Here is an 18,833-nt window from a genome sequence, read left to right on the forward strand (position 1 = left end):
GGATCCGAGTATGTGGAAGGGGTGGTCCGAGTCGCCCGCCGCGGCGCGGCGCCGCACCGGCCTTGCGGTGCAGGGGAGTTCGGGCCCGGCCGTTGCCGGGGCGCCGCCGGGTGCGATCATGGCGGGCGTGGCTTTTGACGACGCGCGACCCCGGACCGGCCTGGCCCATGAGCGCTGGCGTGCCCGCCAGGCGCCCCACGGGGACTTCATCATGTACGGCGACGGGTCGCTGTCGGTGATGCAGCTCATGCGGTTCTCCCCCGCCGGCCGGCGCCACGACCCGCGGGCCCAGCAGTGGAGTTGGGGGGAACTGCTGCGGGCCACCGCGTGGACCCCCACCGACTGGACGGACGTCGACACGACGTTCGCCGCCAGCACCCACGCCGGCAGCCGCGCGCTCGCGGGCGAGGCGTCCGAGCACGGCAGCATCGGCTGGGTCGCGCTGACCCGCGACGACGACGAGAACACCCTGGAGTGGCTCGCGATCTCCTGCTCCTCCAACCCGTTCGCCGACGTCACCCTGGACGACACCGCGGTGACCGCCACCAGCACCCTGGGACGGATCTGGACCTTCCCCCGCGACGCCCCTCAGCAGGTACGGATCACCGAGGACCCCGCCCACCCCTGGCCCTCCCCGGCCGGGACGGCGGACCCCGCCCCCTGAACCGCCCTGCCGGGCCGGCCCCGGTGACCTTCCGGTGGACCTGCGTGTTCGCCGCCGACGGGCAGCAGCTCACCTCCAACGCGGCGAGGTGGAGGCGGACTTGGCCGCACACGGCTTCATCCTGCGCGAGGTCCGCGACGCCCCCGACCGGCCGGGCCGCGAACTCGTCCTCATCGCCGCCCGGCCACCGCAGCCGTAGACCGCGCCCGCGCCACCACCCGGCCGCCCCGACCCACCGACCCACCGGCCCACCGGCCCCGGGTCCGCCGTGCGCGCCCGGGTGACGGGGCGCCACCCCCCGGGACACGGGCCCCGGCACGTCCCCGGACGCCCGCCGCCCGCCCGCCGCCAGGCCGTCACCGGGCAGGCGTGGGCCCGCGGCCGGGCCTGCACCGGTGGGCTGATCTGCTATTTTCGCCATGCTTCGACGCGAACCGTACAAGCGTGCGGTTTCGCATGCCCGCACGGGACCCCGGCCACGAGCCCGGCCGCGGCCCCGGGTGCGGGCCCCGGGGCGGCCCCAAGCGGGCACAGCAGTCGGTCGACCAGCGGGGGGACGGGATCCATGAACGCGTACGCGGGCTCCGACGGGCCGGGCCTGTACGGGCCCTACGGTCCGCCGGCGGGCGGGCCGCTGTTCGGGGTGAACCCGGCGGACCTGGACGCGGCGGCGAAGGTCGCCAAGGACACCGGTGAGGCGATGCCGGGCGAGCTCAAGCACATCCACGAGCCCTCCGACACGGCGGTCGCGGCGCTGTCTGGCTGGCGCACCGGGGCGTCGCTGCACGCCTGCACGGCAGCGTGGGAGGAGTGCCTGAACAAGCTGGCCTCGGAGGTGGACGGGGTGAGCCTGAAGCTGGGCCAGACCGCGGGCAACTACCGCGGCACCGACTCGGGCAACGCCGGCGCCCTCAAGGCGCCCGGCGCCGGGCCCTACGCGCCGGCGGTGAACTGATGGTCACCCTCGCCCAGCTGCGCGACGCGGACCTGTCCGGCCTGGCCGGCGCCGCCGGCGCCTACGACACCCTGGCCGGCGCGTTCGGCAAGCACGTCCAGGCGATGAACACCGAGGTCACCAAGCACGTCTTCAACAGCCAGTGGGTCGGCACCGCGGCCGGCGCCGCCAACGCCTCGCTGCAGCGCACCAGCGGGCGCCTGGACGCCGCGCACACCGAGATGTCCGCGGTGTCGGGGCTGCTGCGCGAGGCCTCGGAGAGCTTCCAGCTGGCGCAGTCCAAGCTGAAGGAGGCCCTGAAGGAGGCGCAGGGCGCGGGGCTGACGGTCGCCGAGGACGGCACGGTCAGCTGGCCGGCGCCCTCGCAGGCCGAACGCCACGACCCCGGCTACGACACGCCGCAGCGGGCCAGGGCGCTGGCGGACCGCATCTGCCACGCCGTCACCGAGGCCGACGGCGCCGACCAGAAGATCGCCAAGCTGCTGGACGACCTGACCGTGCGGGCCCGCACCGGCACCGGCCTGGACCTGGCGCAGGCCGGCGCCGACCGCAAGGCCGTCGACGAGCTCGGCACCGGCCTGATGGCGGCCGGCTGGCCGCCCGCCGGCGCCGCCCCCACCGAGGTCAACTCCTGGTGGAAGGGCCTGACCCCGGACGAGCAGCAGCGCCTGGTCCAGGCCCACCCCGACCTGCTGGGCATGCGCGACGGCATCCCCGCCACCGCCCGCGACCAGGCCAACCGCCTCAACCTGGCGCACCTGATCGACACCTACGAGCACAAGCCGAACCCGTCGGACGACGAGAAGCAGAAACTGGAGGGCTTCCGCGCGATCCGGGACAAGCTGGACAGGCGGGCGGGCCAGCAGCCGCCCGCGTTCCTGCTGGGCGTCGGCGAACAGGGCCAGGGCCGCGGCATCCTGTCCTTCGGCAACCCCGACACCGCGAAGAACGTCAGCGCCTACGTGCCGGGCCTGGGCACCACACTGTCCGCCGTCGGCGGCAAGGACGCCGACCGGGCCCTGAACGTGTGGAACGCGGCGATGAACGCCGACCCCACCAGCTCGGTGGCCTCCATGATCTGGCTCGGCTACGACCCGCCGCCCGGACTGGAGAAGGTCCTCGACGGGGACCCCCGGCCCCTGGAGGTGACGGGCACCGACCGCGCCGCCAAGGGCGGCGCCGCCTACGACACGTTCATGGCCGGACTGCGCGCCACCCACGAGGGAGCGCCCGCGCACCTGGTCGCCCTCGCCCACAGCTACGGCTCCACCACGGTGGGCCTGGGCGCGCAGCTGCCCGGCGGCACCGGCGCCGACGACATCATCCTGGTCGGCTCCCCCGGCACCGGCGCCGACAAGGCCTCCCAACTGCACATCGACCCCCACCACGTGTGGGTCGGCGACGCCGAGAACGACCCGGTCAGCCACCTGCCGGCCAAGGGCCGGGTCGCCACCGACGTGGTCCTGGGCCCCGTCCTTGGCCCCGTCGCCGACGACCTCTACGAGACGTTCGCCCCCGACAGCCAGCTCTGGTTCGGCCAGGACCCCGCCAGCAAGGACTTCGGCGCCAACCGGTTCGCGGTCCCCGACGGCAAGTCCCTGTCCCTGGACTCCCACTCCAACTACATGAACAGCTCCTCCGACACCGCGACCGCGGAGTCGATCAACAACATCGGCCAGATCGTGGCCGGCAGGTACGACGCCGTGACACGACAGGAAGGCCGATGAACATGGCAACCCCGACCGCACGACGGCTCGGCCTCACGGCCGCCACGCTGGCACTCGCCCTGACGGCCTGCGGGCACACGGGCGCGGGCGCGGGCGTGGGCGACGAGCACCCGGCGCCCGAGTCCCTCACCACACCCGAACAGGCCGTCCAGAAACTCGACGCGCTCCTGGACGAGGCGCTCTCCGGCATCCAGCCGCCGCTGCGCCACTGGGACGGCTGGCCGCGCTCCACCGAACAGAGCGGGGGCATCGACGACCACTCCAAGGGCTATGCCACCGCCACCCGCGACCGCCACATCACGACCAAGGTCTCCAAGGCCAAGTACACCGCCCTGATGGACATGGCCGAACGCGACTGGAAGGCCAAGGGATACAAGATCACCTCGGTCAACCCCAACCAGCCGGCCCTGTTCGCCGCCACCGGGGACGGATCCTCCGTCGCGATGCTGTTCGGCGCCGCCGGCAACATCACCCTCCAGGCCTCCGGCGGCGGCCGCATCCCCGTCATCCGCGACCGCGACCCGTTCGGCACCCCCACCCCCGACCCCGTGACGGCCAACGGCAACCTCGACGTCATCCCCACGGACGACGACCCGTTCTGGTCACACTGAGAGCCGCCCCCATGACCCCCGAACAGGCCGTCCACGCCCTCGACGCGCTCCTCGACGAGGCGATGTCCGCCATCCGCCCCCCGCTGCGCCACTGGGACGGCTGGCCGCGCTCCACCGAGCAGACCACCGGCGGCCTCCAGGACCGCTCCCTGGGCTACGCCACCGCCACCCGCGAGCGGCACGTCACCACCAGGGTCGCCCCCGCCAGGTACGGGGCGCTGCTGGGCGTCACCGAACGCGGCTGGCAGGCCCGCGGCTACCGGATCACCGCCGTCAACCCCCGCCAGCCCGCCATGTTCGCCACCACGCCCGCCGGATACGGCGTCGCCGTGCTGTTCGGCGCCGCCGGGAACATCACCTTCCAGGCCACCGTCGGCCCCATCCCCGTCATCCGCGACCGCGACCCCTTCGGCACCTACGTGCCCGAACCGACCCTGCCCAACGGCAACCTGGACGTCCTGCCCCGCCACGACGACCCGTTCTGGTCCGCCTGACCGGCAGACGCACCGCCAGACGCACCGGCAGACCCGCTGGCGAGCGCACCGGCGGGTGTGCCGGCGGCGGCACCCGCAGGCCCTCCCGTGTCCGAGAGGTGGCCACCCGGCGTCCGGGGCCGGAGGCGCGCAGTAGGATCGGCGGCGTTGTCACCACATTCCACCGCTGGTAGGAGGCTTTTCATGGCTCAGGTCACGCTGAAGGGGAACCCGGTCCAGGTCGGCGGCGCGCTGCCCCAGGCCGGCAGCCAGGCCCCGGCGTTCACGCTGGTCGGCGAGGGACTCGCCGACACCTCGCTGCAGGACTTCGCCGGCAGGCGCAAGGTCCTCAACATCTTCCCCAGCATCGACACCCCCACCTGCGCCACCTCGGTGCGCACCTTCAACGCCAAGGCCGGCTCGCTGGCCAACACCGTGGTGCTGTGCATCTCCGCCGACCTGCCGTTCGCGCAGGCCCGCTTCTGCGGCGCCGAGGGCCTGGACAGCGTCCGGACCCTGTCCACCCTGCGCGGACGCGACTTCCACGAGAACTACGGCGTGGCCCTGGCCGACGGCCCGCTGGCGGGGCTGACCGCCCGCGCCGTCGTCGTCCTGGACGAGAACGACACCGTCCTGCACACCGAGCTGGTCGCGGAGATCGCCGACGAGCCGAACTACGAGGCCGCGCTCGCCGTCCTCGCCTAGAACCCCCGCGCCACACCCGCCCCGCCCCGGCCGGCCTGCCCCGCGCAACGCCGCCCGGCCCGCCCCCCAGGTCTTCACCAAGGGGGGCGGGCCGGGAAGGGGACCGGGCGGGCCGGGAACCGGGGGCGGGGGGGTCAGGTGATGGAGGCTCCCGAGTCGATGCTGATGACCTGTCCGGTCATGCAGTCCTGGTCGAGGAAGAGCCCGATGGAACGGGCGACCTCCTGCGGGGTGACGAACCGCGGCACCGGCACCTTCTCCCGCATCCCGGCGATCACGTGCTCGGGCAGGGTGTCCGTCATCCCCGTGATCATGAACCCGGGCGACAGCGCGTTCACCGTCACCCCCCGGCGCCCGCACTCCGCCGCCAGCGTGCGGGTCAGCCCGATCAGCCCCGCCTTGGACGCCGCGTAGGCGGTCTGCCCGGCGGTGGCGATCAGCGCGGACGGGGAGACGATGTTGACCACCCTGCCCCAGCGGGCCCGCAGCATCGCCGGCACGCACACCCGCGCGGTGTGGAAGGAACCGACCAGGTTCGTGTCGATCACCTGCCGCCACTCGACCGGGTTCTGCATGGCCATCAGCGCGTCCTTGCGCACCGCCCCGTTGTTGACGAGCACGTCCACCGGGCCCAGCGCCTCGGTGATCCGCTCGTACATCGCGGTGACCTGCGCGTAGTCCGCGACGTCGCCGGTGACCAGGACGTGGTCGCCGGCCAGCTTGCCCGCCACCTCCTCGGCGGCCTGGCGGGCGCTGTTGTAGTGCACCGCGACCCGGCACCCGGCCGCGTCCAGCGCCAGCGCCAGCTCCCGGCCCAGACCCCCCGAGGCGCCGGTGACCAGCGCCACCGGGGAGGCGGGCCGCTGCCCGAAGGCGCCCTTGCCGCTCACCGCGCCCCTCCCCACGTCAGCAGGACCGAACCCCACGTCATCCCGGCACCGAACCCGGCCAGCAGCACCGTGTCGCCGTCCTGGATGCGCCCGGCGTCCAGCGCCTCCGCCAGCGCGATGGGGATCGACGCCGAAGCGGTGTTGCCGTACCGGTCGAGATTGGCCACCAGACGGTCCGCGGGAATCCCGGTGTGGGCGAGCACCGAGTTGATGATCCGGATGTTCGCCTGGTGCGGCACCACGTGGTCCACGTCCGCCGGCGTCAGCTTCGCCTGCTCCAGCGTCTCGCGGATCGTGCGCACCGTGTAGCGCACCGCGTTCAGGTAGATCTCGTTGCCGTTGATCTGCGCGTAGTGCAAGCCCTGGCGCACCGTCTCCTCGGTGGTGGGCATCCGCGAGCCCCCCGCCAGGACCTTCAGGCTGTCCTTGCACGAGCCGTCCGCGCCCAGGTTCCACGCCAGGACCCGCTCCACCGGGCCGGGCTGCAGGACCACCGCACCGGCCCCGTCACCCACCAGGATCGACAGGTCCCGGTCCGCCGGGTTCGCGGTCAGCGTGTGGGTGTCCGAACCGATCACCAGGATCGGGCGCGGGTCCATGTGCAGCAGACCCACCGCCGTCACCAGCGCGTACACGAACCCCGCGCACTCGGAGTTCACGTCGTGCGCGCTGCCCGCGATCTTCAGCGCGTCGTGGACGAACGCCGACGTCGCCGGCGAGGGCTGCTCCGGCGTCGCCGTCGCCACGATCAGGTGCGCGATGTCCGCACCCGACAGCCCCGCCCGCTCCAGCGCCCGGCGTCCGGCTTCCACCGCCATCGACGCGGTGCTCTGCCCCGCCCCGACCGCCCGCCGTTCCCGGATCCCGCACCTGGAGACGATCCAGTGCTCGTCCACACCGAAACGCTCCGCCAGCTCCACGCTGGTCACCACGCGCTCGGGGACGGAGATCCCCCACCCGGTGATGTCGAAGCCGCTCATCGAGCAGTGCCCCGCGCTCAGACGCCGGCCTGGCCCACGAGCGCCAGGATCCGCTCGTGCACCACCCGCAGCGTCGTCGTGTCGTCGATGTCCGCGAACAGCGACTCGTCCGCCGGAATGTGCGGGTACTGGTTCTGGAACCCGTACAGCCACTCCATCAGATCCAGCGAGTCCACGTCCGCGATGTGCTGCAGCGCCGCGTCCGCGTCGATCTCCTGCGCCCCGGACACCGCCTGCAACTGCGCGGCCAGGTCCTCGATGGTGGGGATGTCGGACATGAGTGATCGTTCCTTCCTGGACGCCCCGGAACGGGCGCCAACACGTGATGAGGCAGAACAGACCCGGACACCCCGGGAGGATCACGGACACCGCCACCGCGCCCCCCGCCGCCCACAGGCCACGGAACGCACCGCGACGGAACCCGAAAACCCCCCGGGGAAAAACCCGGGAAGGCCGTGGGGGCCGCGTGTCTTGTCGAAACCGCATGAAACCCACCCCCACGCAAACGCCCCGCAACCCCGGCCCTGCGCCCACGCTTGCGCACCGCTTGCGAGACACGCGCTTACCTGACCCGAGACACCGCACCCACACGCACGACACCCACCACCTCGCACCGCGACGCGGACACCGCACCCGCACCGCACAGCACCGCACCCGCACCCGCACAGCACCCGCACCCGCACCGCGCCGCAGGCCGCACCCGCACAGCTCCGCACCGAGGCCACCGCACCGCGCCGCAGGCCGCACCCGCCGGGGCGGGAGGGCGACCGTAGGCAAGCACGGACACACCCCGACCACCCCGACCCGCACGGCCGTTCACACCGCACGGACCCGGCCGCCCTCACCGGCGCTCCCGTCCGCAGACGACGAGAGCGGCCACCGCCACCGCAACGGCCGTCCACGCGGGGAAAGGCACCACCCGGCGCCGCGCACCACGGACACCCGCACCACCGGACACCCGCACCACCCGGCCCAGTCCAGTCCAGTCCGGCCCGGCCGAGCCCGGCCCAATCCGGTCCATCCGATCCGCCATCAGAACAGGGGCACACCCGCATGACCACCGCCGAGACCCGCTCCATCAACCCCGACGTCGACGCGATCCGCCACCACTACGAGGTCGGCAACGACCTCTACCGCCTCATCCTGGGCCCCACCATGATGTACTCCGGCGGCTACTGGGAGGACGGCGAGGACCTCGTCGCCACCCTCGACGAGGCCCAGGAACGCAAGCTCGACGTCTTCACCGACCTCGCCCAGGCCGCCGGCAAGGCCAAGGTCCTGGACATCGGCTGCGGCTGGGGCACCATGCTCAACCGCCTCACCACCGTCCACGGCGTCCAGCAGGCCGTCGGCGTCACCCTCTCCCGCACCCAGGCCGACTTCGTCGCCGCCCTCGACAACCCCGCCATCCACGCCCGCGTGGAGAGCTGGGAGGACCACAAGGCCGACGGCGAGCCCTACGACGCCGCGTTCTGCATCAACGCCCTCGAACACTTCGTGCTCTCCTCCCTCACCCCCAAGGAGCGCACCCAGCGCTACCGCGTCTTCTTCAAGCAGGTCCACTCCCTGCTCAAGCCCGGCGCCCGCTTCGTCCTGCACACCATGACCGTCGAGAACCCCCCGCTGCGCCGCCAGCTCCTGGACGACCTCAAGTTCCTCCAGCGCGAGGAGTTCGAGGGCTGCCACATCCCGCGCCTGCCCGAACTCGCCGCCGGCCTCGACGGCCTCTTCGAGGTCACCGAGATCCGCAACGAACCCGAGTCCTTCGCCCGCGCCTGCCGCGCCTGGCTCCAGCTCCTGGCCGCCCGCCGCGACGAAGCCGTCGCCATGGCCGACGAGACCACCGTCCAGCGCTTCGAGCGCTACCTCGACATCTTCGCCTACACCCTCGAAGACCACATCTTCAACAACTTCCGCGTCACCCTCACCCGCCGCGCCTGAAAGGGGACACCCCGGCCATGACCACCACCGCCGAACACCCCGCCCCCTCCGGCGCCGACCAGCCCGAACCCGCCGGCGCTACCACCCACCCCGACACCACCGCCGTACGCCACCTCAAAGTCGCCATCATCGGCGCCGGCATCTCCGGCCTGGGCACCGCGATCCGCCTCCTGCAGAGCGGCACCGACGACTTCCTCGTCTTCGAACGCGCCACCGACCTCGGCGGCACCTGGCGCGACAACACCTACCCCGGCTGCGCCTGCGACGTCCAGGCCCACCTCTACTCCTTCTCCTTCGCCCGCAACCCGCGGTGGAAGTCCACCTTCGCCACCCAGGCCGAAGTCCACGCCTACCTCAAGGACACCGCCCAGCGCTTCGGCGTCGAACCCCACCTGCGCTACGGCCACGAACTCCTCGACGCCCACTGGGACGCCGACCACCGCCACTGGCGCATCCACACCACCCACGGCCGCTACACCGCGCAGATCCTCGTCACCGGCACCGGCTACCTCTCCGAGCCCGCCGTCCCCGACCTGCCCGGCCTGGACACCTTCACCGGCACCCTCTTCCACTCCGCCCGCTGGCGCCACGACCACGACCTCACCGGCCGCAACGTCGCCGTCATCGGCACCGGCGCCTCCGCCATCCAGTTCGTCCCCGCCATCCAGAACCAGGTCGCCCGCCTCGACCTCTACCAGCGAACCCCCCCCTGGGTCGCCCACAAACCCGACAAGCCCAACACCCCCCGCCACACCTGGATGCTGCGCCACCTGCCCGGCTACCAGCGCTTCCGCCGCGCCTTCAACAAGAACGGCCGCGAGATCGTCGCGTTCTTCATGTCCCGCCCCACCCGCACCACCGGCATGAAGAACATGGCCGCCGGCCACCTCAAGAAATCCGTCCCCGACCCCGGCCTGCGCAAGCGCCTGACCCCCGACTACACCGTCGGCTGCAAACGCCTCCTGTTCTCCAACACCTGGTACCCCGCCATCCAGCAGCCCAACGTCGACATCGTCTCCGACACCATCACCGACATCGGCCCCACCCACATCACCACCGCCGACGGCACCACCCGCACCGTCGACACCATCATCCTGGCCACCGGCTTCACCGCCACCGACCGCCCCGTCGCCCGCCGCATCCACGGCCGCGACGGAACCACCCTGCGCGACACCTGGCACACCCACGGCATGAAAGCCCACCGCGGCACCACCATCCACGGCTTCCCCAACCTCTTCATGCTCCTGGGCCCCAACACCACCCTGGGCCACTCCTCCCAGACCGTCATGATCGAAGCCCAGATCGCCTACATCGTCGACGCCCTCAAAACCATCGACAAACTCGGCATCACCTCCGTCGAGATCCGCCCCGAAGCCCAGAACGCCTACAACCAGACCCTCACCGACCGCCTGAAGAACACCGTCTGGAACGCCGGCGGCTGCCAGAGCTGGTACACCGACCACCACGGCAACAACCCCTCCATCTGGCCCACCTACACCTACCGCTTCCGCCGCCAGACCCGCCGCTTCGACCTCCTCAACTACCAACGCGCCACCGTCACCCACACCACCCCCTAACCCCCCACACGCACACACCCGGACACACACGGGGGCACACGCGCGGGCACACACGCGGGGGCACACGCACACAACCACACAGGCACACCCCACACGGCCGGGCGGCACCCGCCCACCCACGGACCCCGCCGCCCGGCCGGCCCACACCCCACGACACCCCACCGGAAACCGAACCGGACACACAACCAACAACCGAACACCTGCACGGACCCAGCAAGCCGCCCACCCCGCAGGACCCACCCACCCGCCCTCACACACTAACCACCACCCGACCGCCAACCCGCAGCCCAACCCCAGAACATCACACCATCAGACACCCACACCACGAACAAACACACACCACCCGAACACCCACCCCTACCCGTGAACAGGAAACCCCCGCATGACCAACCCCACCCGACGCACCATCCTCACCACCACCGCCACCACCGCCCTCATCACCGCCTTCAACACCACCACCCGCACCTGGGCCACCACCAACACCCCCACCACCCACAACCACTGCCCCGTCCCCACCCTCGACGGCACCCTCACCACCGACACCACCACCCTCACCGAATTCAGCCACGACTTCGGCCGCCTCACCACCAACACCCCCCACGCCGTCCTCAAACCCGGCTCCGACCAGGACATCATCAAAATCATCAACTACGCCCGCCACAACGGCCTCAAAGTCGCCATGAACGGCCAAAGCGGCACCGACAACGACCTCGAATCACACTCCAACTACGGCCAAGCCTCCCCCAACGGCGGCATCAGCATCGACGCCCGCACCCTCAACCGCATCCACACCATCACCCCCACCAACGCCACCGTCGACGCCGGCGTCACCTGGGCCCAACTCACCGACGCCACCCTCAACCAAGGCCTCACCCCACCCTGCCTCACCGACTACCTCCACCTCTCCATCGGCGGCACCATCAGCATCGGCGGCATCGGCAACACCGTCCAAAAACACGGCCTCCAAGCCGACACCGTCGAATCCATCGACATCATCACCGGCACCGGCCACCTCCTCACCGCCACCCCCACCAAAAACCCCGACCTCTTCCACGCCGCCCTCGCCGGCGCCGGACAATTCGGCATCATCATCCGCGCCACCATCAAACTCATCCCCGCCCCCCAACGCGCCCTCGTCTTCAACCTCTACTACAACAACCTCACCACCTACCTCACCGACCAACAAACCATCCTCAACGACGGCCGCTTCCACACCCAAATCGGCGAAATCATCCCCCAACCCAACACCACACCCCTCTACAAAATCGAAACCGCCACCTACTACAACGGCACCACACCCCCCAACCCCACACCCCTCCTCACCGGACTCAACCCCAACCCCCACCAAACCACCACCACCGACCAGACCTACCGCGAATACACCTACCGCGCCGACACCTGGACCCAAAACCTCAAAAACCTCGGCTACTGGAACCAACCCAAACCCTGGCTCAGCCTCTTCATCCCCGCCACCCAAGCCGCCAACTTCATCACCTACGCCACCCCCCTCCTCACCCCCCAAACCCTCGGCCAAGGCCTCCTCCTCTTCTACCCCTTCCCCACCAACAAACTCACCCACCCCTACGCCATCACCCCCAACGAACCCACCACCTACCTCTTCGACCTCCTCACCTTCCCCCACCCCAACACCAACCCCACCACCCAACTCACCCACAACCGCACCCTCTACGACCACGCCACCACCCTCGGCGCCAAACGCTACCTCGTCGGCGCCATCCCCCACGTGACCCCCACCGACTGGAAAAACCACTACGGCCCCCAATGGACCAACCTCACCAACACCAAACACAAATACGACCCCACCCACACCCTCACCCCCGGCCAAAACATCTTCCCCTAACAACACAAAAACACAACAAACAGCAAACAAACACGAGCAGACACAAACACACAAACACACAGACACGGCACGGCACGGCACGGCAATAAAACAAACCAGCAAACAAACCCTCAAACAACAAACACAAACCACAGACGCACAGGCCACAGGCACCGGCACGCAAACACAGGCCACGGACACACAAGCACAAGCACGCAAACACCGGCCACGGACACCGAGCACAGGCTCCGACACAGGCATAGACATAGACACACAAAAACCGGCACACAAACAGACACACAGCAAGCCCAGACACAGACACGCAAGCCCCGACACAGGCCCACAGGCTACGGGCACCGACAAATAAACACACCGGCACAGAAACGCCGACACACGACACACGGAAACGCCGGCACGCGGGCACGCGGGCACACAAACAGAAGACACCAGAAACACAACAAGCCCAGACACAAGAACCGCCGCGCAGGCGCAGACACACAGCAGACATGCACCAATAAAACACGCAGACACAGACACACAGATAAACCAACAAACAAACCACAGACACAAGCAACAAACGCCGGACGGCAGACGGCAGACATACAACCGAAAACAACAAGCAGCAAGCGAAAAGCGGAAGACACGAACCACAAACCACAAGCCCAACCACAAACCACAAGCCCAAAACGCCGACCACCGACACACAGAACAAACCAGCAAAAACCCATAAACCACAAACACAACCCACAGACCACAAGCGACAAGCACAAAACGCCAGACACCCAGACCGCAAACCGCAAACCGCAAACCGCAAACCGCAGGCGACAGGCGACAGGCGACAGGCGACAGGCGACAGGCGACAGGCGACAGGCGACAGGCGACAGGCGACAAAAAGAAATACAGACAAAAAATACCAATAAACCAGAAGAGCAGAAGACCGAATAGACAGGAAGACAAGAGACCAGAAGGGCGGAAGGACGGAAGGGCGGGAAACCAAAGACCAGAAAAACAAGAACTCAGGAACTCAAGACATCAGGACATCAGGAAAGAACAGGAGGGCCCGCCATGCACACCTACGACCTCATCAACGAAGCCATCATCCACGCCCCCACCCACCAGGTCTGGAACCACCTCATCGCCGAACTCAACGGCACCACCACCTGGTGGACCCCCCACAACACCCACCAACCCGGCAACCCCACCCCCGAACACCCCGGCGGCACCACCCACATCACCATCCACCCCAACGGCCACACCAAACCCGGACCCAAAATCCACACCACCGCCACCACCACCCACACCACACCCCCCCACACCCTCACCACCACCCACACCGGCCACTTCACCGGCACCACCACCTACACCCTCACCCCCACCCACAACAACCAACACACCAAACTCACCATCACCTTCACCACCACCCCCCACGGATGGCCCACCCTCCTCCCCAAACACACCATCCCCAACCAACACACCAAAGCCACCCACAACGCCCTCACCAACCTCAACCACCAACTCACACGAGCCACAGACACCACAGCCGCAGACAGGAGCACCTCGTGACCACCACCGCCGACGTCACCATCACCGACCTCGCCACCACCACCCCCGACGGCGCCCGCCTCACCGTCGCCATCCACCACCCCGCCCACATCGACCCCCACGACACCACCGCCACCACCACGCCCCTGATCGTCCTCGCCCACGGCTGGGGCGCCACCCACACCGTCTGGCACGCCACCGCCCGGCTGCTGGCCGCCCAGGGCCACACCGTCGCCGCCTACGACCAGCGCGGCCACGGCACCAGCACCCTTGGCTCCAACGCCCTCACCATCCAGCAACTCGGGCACGACCTCGCCACCGTCGCGGACGCCCTCGCCCCCCACCGCCCCGTCGTCGTCGCCGGCCACTCAGGCGGCGGTTACGCCGCGCTCGCCTATGCCACCCAGCTCTACGCCGACGCCCCCCGCACCGCGCCCCAGCGCCTCGTCGGCCTGCTCCTCGCCGCCAGCGCCGCCGACGACCAGCAGACCCCTCCGGGCGAACTCCGCATCATGAAGACGAAGGTCTTCCAGCGCGCCCTCAGGAACCCCCGACTCGGCCGCCAGCTCCTCAAGAAGACCCTCCACCCCAACACCCCCGCTCACACCCAGGAGACCAACCGGCGCCTCTTCGCCAACACCGACCCCCACACCCGTCTCACCACCTTCGCCTCCACCAGCACCATGGACCACACCCCACACCTCCGACACATCACCACCCCCACCACGATCCTCCGCGGCACCCACGACACCTCCGTCGGCCAGACCCACATCCGCACCCTCCAGACCCACCTCCCCAACACCACCATCGACACCCTCTCCGACGCCGGCCACATCCTCCCGCTCGAAGCCCCTCACCAACTCGCCCGCCAGATCCACCAACTCACACTCACTTCGCAGCGGTGACCACCACCACCCTCACCACCGAGCTGGGCAGGCTCCTGCCGCCAACTGTCCACTGCACCGAGGCCTTCGGGCCGCCGCCCCAGGGCGCGCTCCTTCCTGCGGAGCGCGCCCACATCAGTGGCCGATCGCCCCGCAGGCAGCGGCAGTTCACCGCCGCCCGTACGCTCGCCCGTCGTGCTCTCGCCCAGCTCGGCCACCCGCCGGTCCCGCTCCTCCCGGGGCCGGGCGGGGCCCCCGAGTGGCCGTCGGGGACCGTCGGGAGCATCACCCACTGCGACGGTTACACCGCCTGCGCTGCGGCGCACACGGCCGATGTCGTCTCGCTCGGGATCGACGCCGAGCCTGCTCTACCGCTCCCCGACGGGGTCCTCGCCCTCACCGCTTCCGAGGACGAGCGTCACCGGCTCGACCGGCTACCTCACGGCCAAGTCCCTTGGGACAGACTGCTCTTCAGTGCCAAGGAGGCCACCTACAAGGCCTGCTACCCGCTCACCCGACGCTGGACCGGTCTGGCCGGCATCTCCGTGCGCCTCCACCCCGACCGCACCTTCACCGCCCACCACCCCCACCTGCCCGGTCGCTGCCAGGGCCGCTGGACCACCACCGGTGCCATCCTCCTCACGACCCTCACCATCCCGCACGGGACGACGACCGGTTGAGCGCGCAGCACCGAAGCACCACCGAACCGCGAACCGGCCGCCGCAGGGCCTACAGGCCCCGCCCCCACGTGCGGCGCAGGAGCGAGGCCGACGCAGGGGCGAGGGGACAGCTGACGGATCCGGTCAGAGGGACGATCCGAGGGACAGGACAGGGAGCCCCGGCCCATGGACCTGCCCCGCCCGGGCGCTCGCCCTCAACGGGCGGGGCCTGCCGGGCCGTTGTCGGCCGTGCGCACCGCTTCGATGAACCCTGTGGTGCTCGGGCCCGAGCCGGGCGGGAAGGGGCGGCCGTACGTGGCGGCGACCTCGTCGAGCAGGGTGAGCCGGGTGGTCCAGCCGTGGGCGTCGAGCCACTCGTGGGTCTGGGGGCCGAGGCCGCCCTGCCACAGGTCGGTGATGTGGGCGAGGGTCGGGTCCTGCGGGGTGCTGGTCACGTCCCGGCCCTTTTCGAGCAGCAGTCGGCTGCCCGGCGCGGAGAGGGTGCCGACGGCGGTGAGCAGGCCGGCCGCCTGGTCGGCGGTGAGGTAGACCAGCAGTCCTTCGGCCAGCCAGGCGGTGGGCCGCTCCGGGTCGAAGCCGGCTTCGACGAGGCGGCGCGGCCAGTCCGAGTCCAGCAGGTCGCCGGGCAGCGTGGTGCGTTCGCCGGCCGGGTCGGCGCCGAGTTCGTCCAGGACGTGCTGTTTGAAGGTCAGGACGGGCGCGAGGTCGAGTTCGAAGAGGCGGGTGCCGGACGGCCAGTCGAGCCGGTAGGCGCGGGCGTCCAGGCCTGCTGCGAGCAGGACGACCTGGTCCGCGCCGGCGGCGAGCAGACGGTCGTCGTAGAAGCGGGTGCGCAGGATGCCGTGGACCACCAGGCCTTTCGCGAGGCCGCTCTCCGGTCCCGAGGTGGGCATCGGCATGCCGGAGGCGGTGACGAAGGCGGCGGCGTAGGGGTCGGTGAACAGCGGTTCGGGGCGGGAGCTCTCGTAGGCGCGCACCAGCGCGACGGACAGGGCCGTACGGGAGACCGGGCTCAGCGGGTCGGTGGTCGTCATGCCCGGGAATCTACCCCGGCGCCGAGTCGGCCGGGCCGGCACTCCCCTCACCGGTCCGGACGGGCACCTGGCCTGCGGGGAAAGCGAGTTGATGTAACGCCACGAGGTCACGTCAGGAGGTGCCGCCAGCGGTCGGCGGACTCCACCATGTCCTGGATGACGCGTTCCAGGAACGTCCCGCCCCTGGCGAGCCGCTGCCCCACGGGGCTGTCGGGCCCGAACTCCGCCGCGGCCGTCATCGCGATCTGGGCCGTCCCGAGCGTCTCCCGCGAGCCGATCATGATCGAGTGGTACCAGGCCTCGTCGTCGACCACGTAGATGTCGCGACGCCGCTGCGGGTCGCGTTCGCGCCGGACGTACCCGTGCTGGACCAGGTAGTTCACGGCCACGGAGACGGAGGCCGCGCTGACGTTCAGCCTGCGGGTCAGCTCGGCCGCGGTGCGCCTGCCGTCCTCGGACAGCAGCAGGTCGACGTGCACGCGCGCCGTCATCCTCGGCAGCCCCGTCCTGACCGCCATGTCGATGATCTCCTCTCCTGTCGGGCTGCCCGAGGGCCCGTCCGCGGGTGGCGGTGCCGGGGTGCCGCGCCGCGCGCGCTGGGCCGTCGCCCGGTGCGCCTGTTCGGGCCGGTAGCCGCTGGGGCCGCCGTTGCGTCCGATCTCCCGGCTGATCGTCGAGGTCGGCCGGTCGAGCCGTCTGGCGATCTCGGCGTAGGAGAGCCCGTCGGCGAGTCCGGCCGCGATGCGCTGGCGGTCCTGCTGGGTCAGTCGTCCTCCTGGCATGCCGCCAGTATTGCCTTCGCATTCATTCATTGCAATGCGGCATTGCATTCGACTTCAGCGTCATTGCATCAATTTACCGCTACTGAACAGGGAAAACTCCTACGACTCATTGCGACCATGCTGAATGCAACGTAGCTTTCGAATAGTCCCGAAGAAGCATTTCCGCGAGATGAGGAACGGTCATGGGTGAATCCGTCCACACCGTCACCACGCTGCCGACGGCGCGCCCGCCCGGCTGCCCCTTCGACCCGCCGGCCGAGCTGACCGACGCCCGACGGCACGGCCCGATCAGCCGCTACACCCACCCCGGCGGGGCGGCCGGCTGGCTGATCACCGGGTACGAGCTGGTCAGGTCGGTCCTGGCCGACCCGCGGTTCAGCTCGCGCAAGGAGCTCATCAACGTGGGCGACTTCGAGATTCCTCCGGCTCCGCCCGGCGAGTTCCTCCTCATGGACGACCCGCAGCACGGGCGCTACCGGAAGCCGCTGGTGGGCAAGTTCACCGTGCGGCGGATGCGGCTGCTCGCCGAGCGCGTCGAGCAGATCACCGCCGAGTGCCTGGACGCCATGGAGGCGGCCGGGCCGTCGGCGGACCTGGTGACCGCGTTCGCCAAGCCCATCCCCGCCATCGTGATCTGCGAGCTGCTGGGGGTGCCGTACGAGGACCGCGGCTCCTTCCAGGAGCAGATCGACTCGTTCGTGAACGGGGAGACGAGCGACGAGGAGCTGATCGCGGCCTACACGGCGACCCAGCAGTACCTCGCGGAGCTGGTGGCCGCCAAGCGCGCGAACCCCACCGACGACGTGCTCAGCGACCTCATGGACAGCGACCTCACCGATGAGGAGCTGAGGGGCGTCGGCCTGATCCTGCTGGCGGCCGGGCTCGACACCACCGCGAACATGCTGGCGCTGGGCACCTTCGCGCTGCTGCAGAACCCGGCGCAGCTGGCCGACCTGCGCGCTGACCCCACGCTCACCGGCCGGGCCGTCGAGGAACTGCTGCGGTACCTGAGCGTCGCCAAGTCGTTCATGAGGACGGCGCTGGAGGACGTCGAGGTGGGCGGCCAGACCATCAAAGCCGGCACGACGGTCATCCTGTCGTACAACACCGCCAACCGTGACCCCGAGCGCTTCGCCGATCCCCACGTGCTCGACTTCCGGCGGCAGTACGGCGGGCACCTGGCCTTCGGCCACGGCGTCCACCAGTGCCTGGGGCAGCAGCTGGCCCGCGTCGAGCTGAGCGTCGCGATCACCGCCCTGGTCAAGCGCTTCCCCACGCTGCGCCTGGCCGTACCGGCGGAGGAGGTCGGCCTGCGGCCGGAGACCGCGGACATCTACGGGGTGAAGAGCCTCCCGGTCACCTGGGACGTGTGACCGCGAACCAGACCGGGCGAGGTCGGGGCCAGGGTCGGGGGCGGCGCCGGGAGACGGAGCGGGGGGGGGGAAGCAAAAAAGGGGGGGGGGGAGAGAAAGAATACACCCAGCCGCTAGGTGGGGCTCCCCCCCCCACCCCCCCGCCAGTGGCTTCTTTGGGCCCCCGACACCCCCC

Annotated in this window: 18 protein-coding genes and 1 pseudogene; 14 read left to right on the plus strand and 5 right to left on the minus strand. The window is 70.2% G+C overall.

The features are described 5' to 3' along the window. The first annotated feature begins 127 nt into the window (after positions 1-127). The 7 genes and pseudogenes from ACFVX9_RS21310 to tpx all read left to right on the plus strand — a co-directional run bounded on the left by ACFVX9_RS21310 (position 128) and on the right by tpx (position 5,135). Positions 128-664: a hypothetical protein gene (locus ACFVX9_RS21310; protein ID WP_387983005.1), complete on the plus strand. Its 537-nt coding sequence runs from the start codon at positions 128-130 to the stop codon at positions 662-664. Positions 665-687: 23 nt separating this feature from the next. Next, positions 688-863: pseudogene (locus ACFVX9_RS21315) on the plus strand (SAM-dependent methyltransferase); the annotation flags it as partial. A 366-nt stretch (positions 864-1,229) separates the two neighbouring features. Then, positions 1,230-1,619: a WXG100 family type VII secretion target gene (locus ACFVX9_RS21320; protein WP_063350794.1), complete on the plus strand. Its 390-nt coding sequence runs from the start codon at positions 1,230-1,232 to the stop codon at positions 1,617-1,619. Continuing rightward, a complete protein-coding gene (locus ACFVX9_RS21325; RefSeq protein WP_387983007.1) occupies positions 1,619-3,346 on the plus strand; it encodes an alpha/beta hydrolase in 1,728 nt (575 codons plus the stop codon). Before ACFVX9_RS21320 ends, ACFVX9_RS21325 begins: the two co-directional genes overlap by 1 nt. After that, a complete protein-coding gene (locus ACFVX9_RS21330) occupies positions 3,343-3,957 on the plus strand; it encodes a hypothetical protein (RefSeq protein ID WP_387983009.1) in 615 nt (204 codons plus the stop codon). Before ACFVX9_RS21325 ends, ACFVX9_RS21330 begins: the two co-directional genes overlap by 4 nt. Before the next feature lie 11 nt (positions 3,958-3,968). Beyond that, complete coding sequence (locus tag ACFVX9_RS21335) at positions 3,969-4,451, plus strand: hypothetical protein (RefSeq protein WP_380428284.1); 483 nt, start codon at positions 3,969-3,971, stop codon at positions 4,449-4,451. Positions 4,452-4,634: 183 nt separating this feature from the next. Beyond that, on the plus strand, positions 4,635-5,135 hold the full coding sequence (gene tpx, locus ACFVX9_RS21340) for a thiol peroxidase (RefSeq protein ID WP_380378277.1): 501 nt from the start codon (positions 4,635-4,637) through the stop codon (positions 5,133-5,135). 134 nt (positions 5,136-5,269) lie between these two features. Here tpx and ACFVX9_RS21345 read toward each other — a convergent pair whose 3' ends face one another. From ACFVX9_RS21345 to ACFVX9_RS21355, 3 genes are read right to left on the minus strand one after another with little or no spacing between them, the layout of a single operon-like run. Further along, positions 5,270-6,025 carry an SDR family NAD(P)-dependent oxidoreductase gene (locus ACFVX9_RS21345; protein WP_363377635.1) on the minus strand — a complete coding sequence of 252 codons (756 nt, stop codon included), beginning with the start codon at positions 6,023-6,025 and terminating at the stop codon, positions 5,270-5,272. Next, a complete protein-coding gene (locus ACFVX9_RS21350) occupies positions 6,022-7,005 on the minus strand; it encodes a 3-oxoacyl-ACP synthase III family protein (protein ID WP_063350788.1) in 984 nt (327 codons plus the stop codon). The genes ACFVX9_RS21345 and ACFVX9_RS21350 overlap by 4 nt, the downstream gene beginning before the upstream one ends. A gap of 17 nt (positions 7,006-7,022) precedes the next feature. Continuing rightward, a complete protein-coding gene (locus ACFVX9_RS21355) occupies positions 7,023-7,283 on the minus strand; it encodes a hypothetical protein (protein WP_063350787.1) in 261 nt (86 codons plus the stop codon). Positions 7,284-8,058: 775 nt separating this feature from the next. Between ACFVX9_RS21355 and ACFVX9_RS21360 the strand changes: the two genes are divergently transcribed. The 6 genes from ACFVX9_RS21360 (at position 8,059) to ACFVX9_RS21385 (ending at position 15,469) form a co-directional block, all read left to right on the plus strand. Next, the gene (locus ACFVX9_RS21360; RefSeq protein WP_063350786.1) at positions 8,059-8,946 is read left to right on the plus strand and encodes a class I SAM-dependent methyltransferase; all 888 of its coding nucleotides are present in this window, start codon (positions 8,059-8,061) and stop codon (positions 8,944-8,946) included. A 17-nt stretch (positions 8,947-8,963) separates the two neighbouring features. Further along, positions 8,964-10,523: a flavin-containing monooxygenase gene (locus ACFVX9_RS21365; protein WP_380480877.1), complete on the plus strand. Its 1,560-nt coding sequence runs from the start codon at positions 8,964-8,966 to the stop codon at positions 10,521-10,523. Between the two features lie 382 nt (positions 10,524-10,905). Then, the gene (locus ACFVX9_RS21370; RefSeq protein ID WP_387983011.1) at positions 10,906-12,384 is read left to right on the plus strand and encodes an FAD-binding protein; all 1,479 of its coding nucleotides are present in this window, start codon (positions 10,906-10,908) and stop codon (positions 12,382-12,384) included. 1,044 nt (positions 12,385-13,428) lie between these two features. Then, entirely contained in the window at positions 13,429-13,926 is a 498-nt protein-coding gene (locus ACFVX9_RS21375; RefSeq protein ID WP_387983012.1) for an SRPBCC family protein, read from the plus strand. Next, positions 13,923-14,810: an alpha/beta fold hydrolase gene (locus ACFVX9_RS21380; protein WP_387983013.1), complete on the plus strand. Its 888-nt coding sequence runs from the start codon at positions 13,923-13,925 to the stop codon at positions 14,808-14,810. Before ACFVX9_RS21375 ends, ACFVX9_RS21380 begins: the two co-directional genes overlap by 4 nt. Then, positions 14,807-15,469: a 4'-phosphopantetheinyl transferase gene (locus ACFVX9_RS21385; RefSeq protein WP_380430525.1), complete on the plus strand. Its 663-nt coding sequence runs from the start codon at positions 14,807-14,809 to the stop codon at positions 15,467-15,469. The genes ACFVX9_RS21380 and ACFVX9_RS21385 overlap by 4 nt, the downstream gene beginning before the upstream one ends. 194 nt (positions 15,470-15,663) lie before the next feature. Here ACFVX9_RS21385 and ACFVX9_RS21390 read toward each other — a convergent pair whose 3' ends face one another. Continuing rightward, positions 15,664-16,503 (minus strand): SAM-dependent methyltransferase, encoded by an 840-nt coding sequence (locus tag ACFVX9_RS21390; protein ID WP_387983015.1) that lies wholly within the window; start codon positions 16,501-16,503, stop codon positions 15,664-15,666. A 107-nt stretch (positions 16,504-16,610) separates the two neighbouring features. Beyond that, positions 16,611-17,285 (minus strand): helix-turn-helix domain-containing protein, encoded by a 675-nt coding sequence (locus ACFVX9_RS21395; RefSeq protein ID WP_380378290.1) that lies wholly within the window; start codon positions 17,283-17,285, stop codon positions 16,611-16,613. Positions 17,286-17,467: 182 nt separating this feature from the next. On the opposite strand from ACFVX9_RS21395, the gene ACFVX9_RS21400 reads away from it, so the two are divergent. After that, positions 17,468-18,658, plus strand: a complete 1,191-nt coding sequence (locus ACFVX9_RS21400) for a cytochrome P450 (RefSeq protein WP_387983017.1) — start codon at positions 17,468-17,470, stop codon at positions 18,656-18,658. Positions 18,659-18,833 lie beyond the last annotated feature (175 nt).

Origin of the sequence: Kitasatospora sp. NPDC058243, assembly GCF_042882025.1 — a bacterium.
In the GTDB taxonomy this organism is placed as follows: Bacteria; Actinomycetota; Actinomycetes; order Streptomycetales; family Streptomycetaceae; genus Kitasatospora.

Bases quoted from the DNA above. Each gene is read 5' to 3' on its own strand.
- ACFVX9_RS21395 (WP_380378290.1), bottom strand. From the start codon at position 17,285: ATGCCAGGAGGACGACTGACCCAGCAGGACCGCCAGCGCATCGCGGCC.
- ACFVX9_RS21360 (WP_063350786.1), top strand. From the start codon at position 8,059: ATGACCACCGCCGAGACCCGCTCCATCAACCCCGACGTCGACGCGATC.
- ACFVX9_RS21350 (WP_063350788.1), bottom strand. From the start codon at position 7,005: ATGAGCGGCTTCGACATCACCGGGTGGGGGATCTCCGTCCCCGAGCGC.
- ACFVX9_RS21335 (WP_380428284.1), top strand. From the start codon at position 3,969: ATGACCCCCGAACAGGCCGTCCACGCCCTCGACGCGCTCCTCGACGAG.
- ACFVX9_RS21325 (WP_387983007.1), top strand. From the start codon at position 1,619: ATGGTCACCCTCGCCCAGCTGCGCGACGCGGACCTGTCCGGCCTGGCC.
- ACFVX9_RS21355 (WP_063350787.1), bottom strand. From the start codon at position 7,283: ATGTCCGACATCCCCACCATCGAGGACCTGGCCGCGCAGTTGCAGGCG.
- ACFVX9_RS21400 (WP_387983017.1), top strand. From the start codon at position 17,468: ATGGGTGAATCCGTCCACACCGTCACCACGCTGCCGACGGCGCGCCCG.
- ACFVX9_RS21320 (WP_063350794.1), top strand. From the start codon at position 1,230: ATGAACGCGTACGCGGGCTCCGACGGGCCGGGCCTGTACGGGCCCTAC.
- ACFVX9_RS21390 (WP_387983015.1), bottom strand. From the start codon at position 16,503: ATGACGACCACCGACCCGCTGAGCCCGGTCTCCCGTACGGCCCTGTCC.
- tpx (WP_380378277.1), top strand. From the start codon at position 4,635: ATGGCTCAGGTCACGCTGAAGGGGAACCCGGTCCAGGTCGGCGGCGCG.
- ACFVX9_RS21330 (WP_387983009.1), top strand. From the start codon at position 3,343: ATGAACATGGCAACCCCGACCGCACGACGGCTCGGCCTCACGGCCGCC.
- ACFVX9_RS21365 (WP_380480877.1), top strand. From the start codon at position 8,964: ATGACCACCACCGCCGAACACCCCGCCCCCTCCGGCGCCGACCAGCCC.
- ACFVX9_RS21370 (WP_387983011.1), top strand. From the start codon at position 10,906: ATGACCAACCCCACCCGACGCACCATCCTCACCACCACCGCCACCACC.
- ACFVX9_RS21375 (WP_387983012.1), top strand. From the start codon at position 13,429: ATGCACACCTACGACCTCATCAACGAAGCCATCATCCACGCCCCCACC.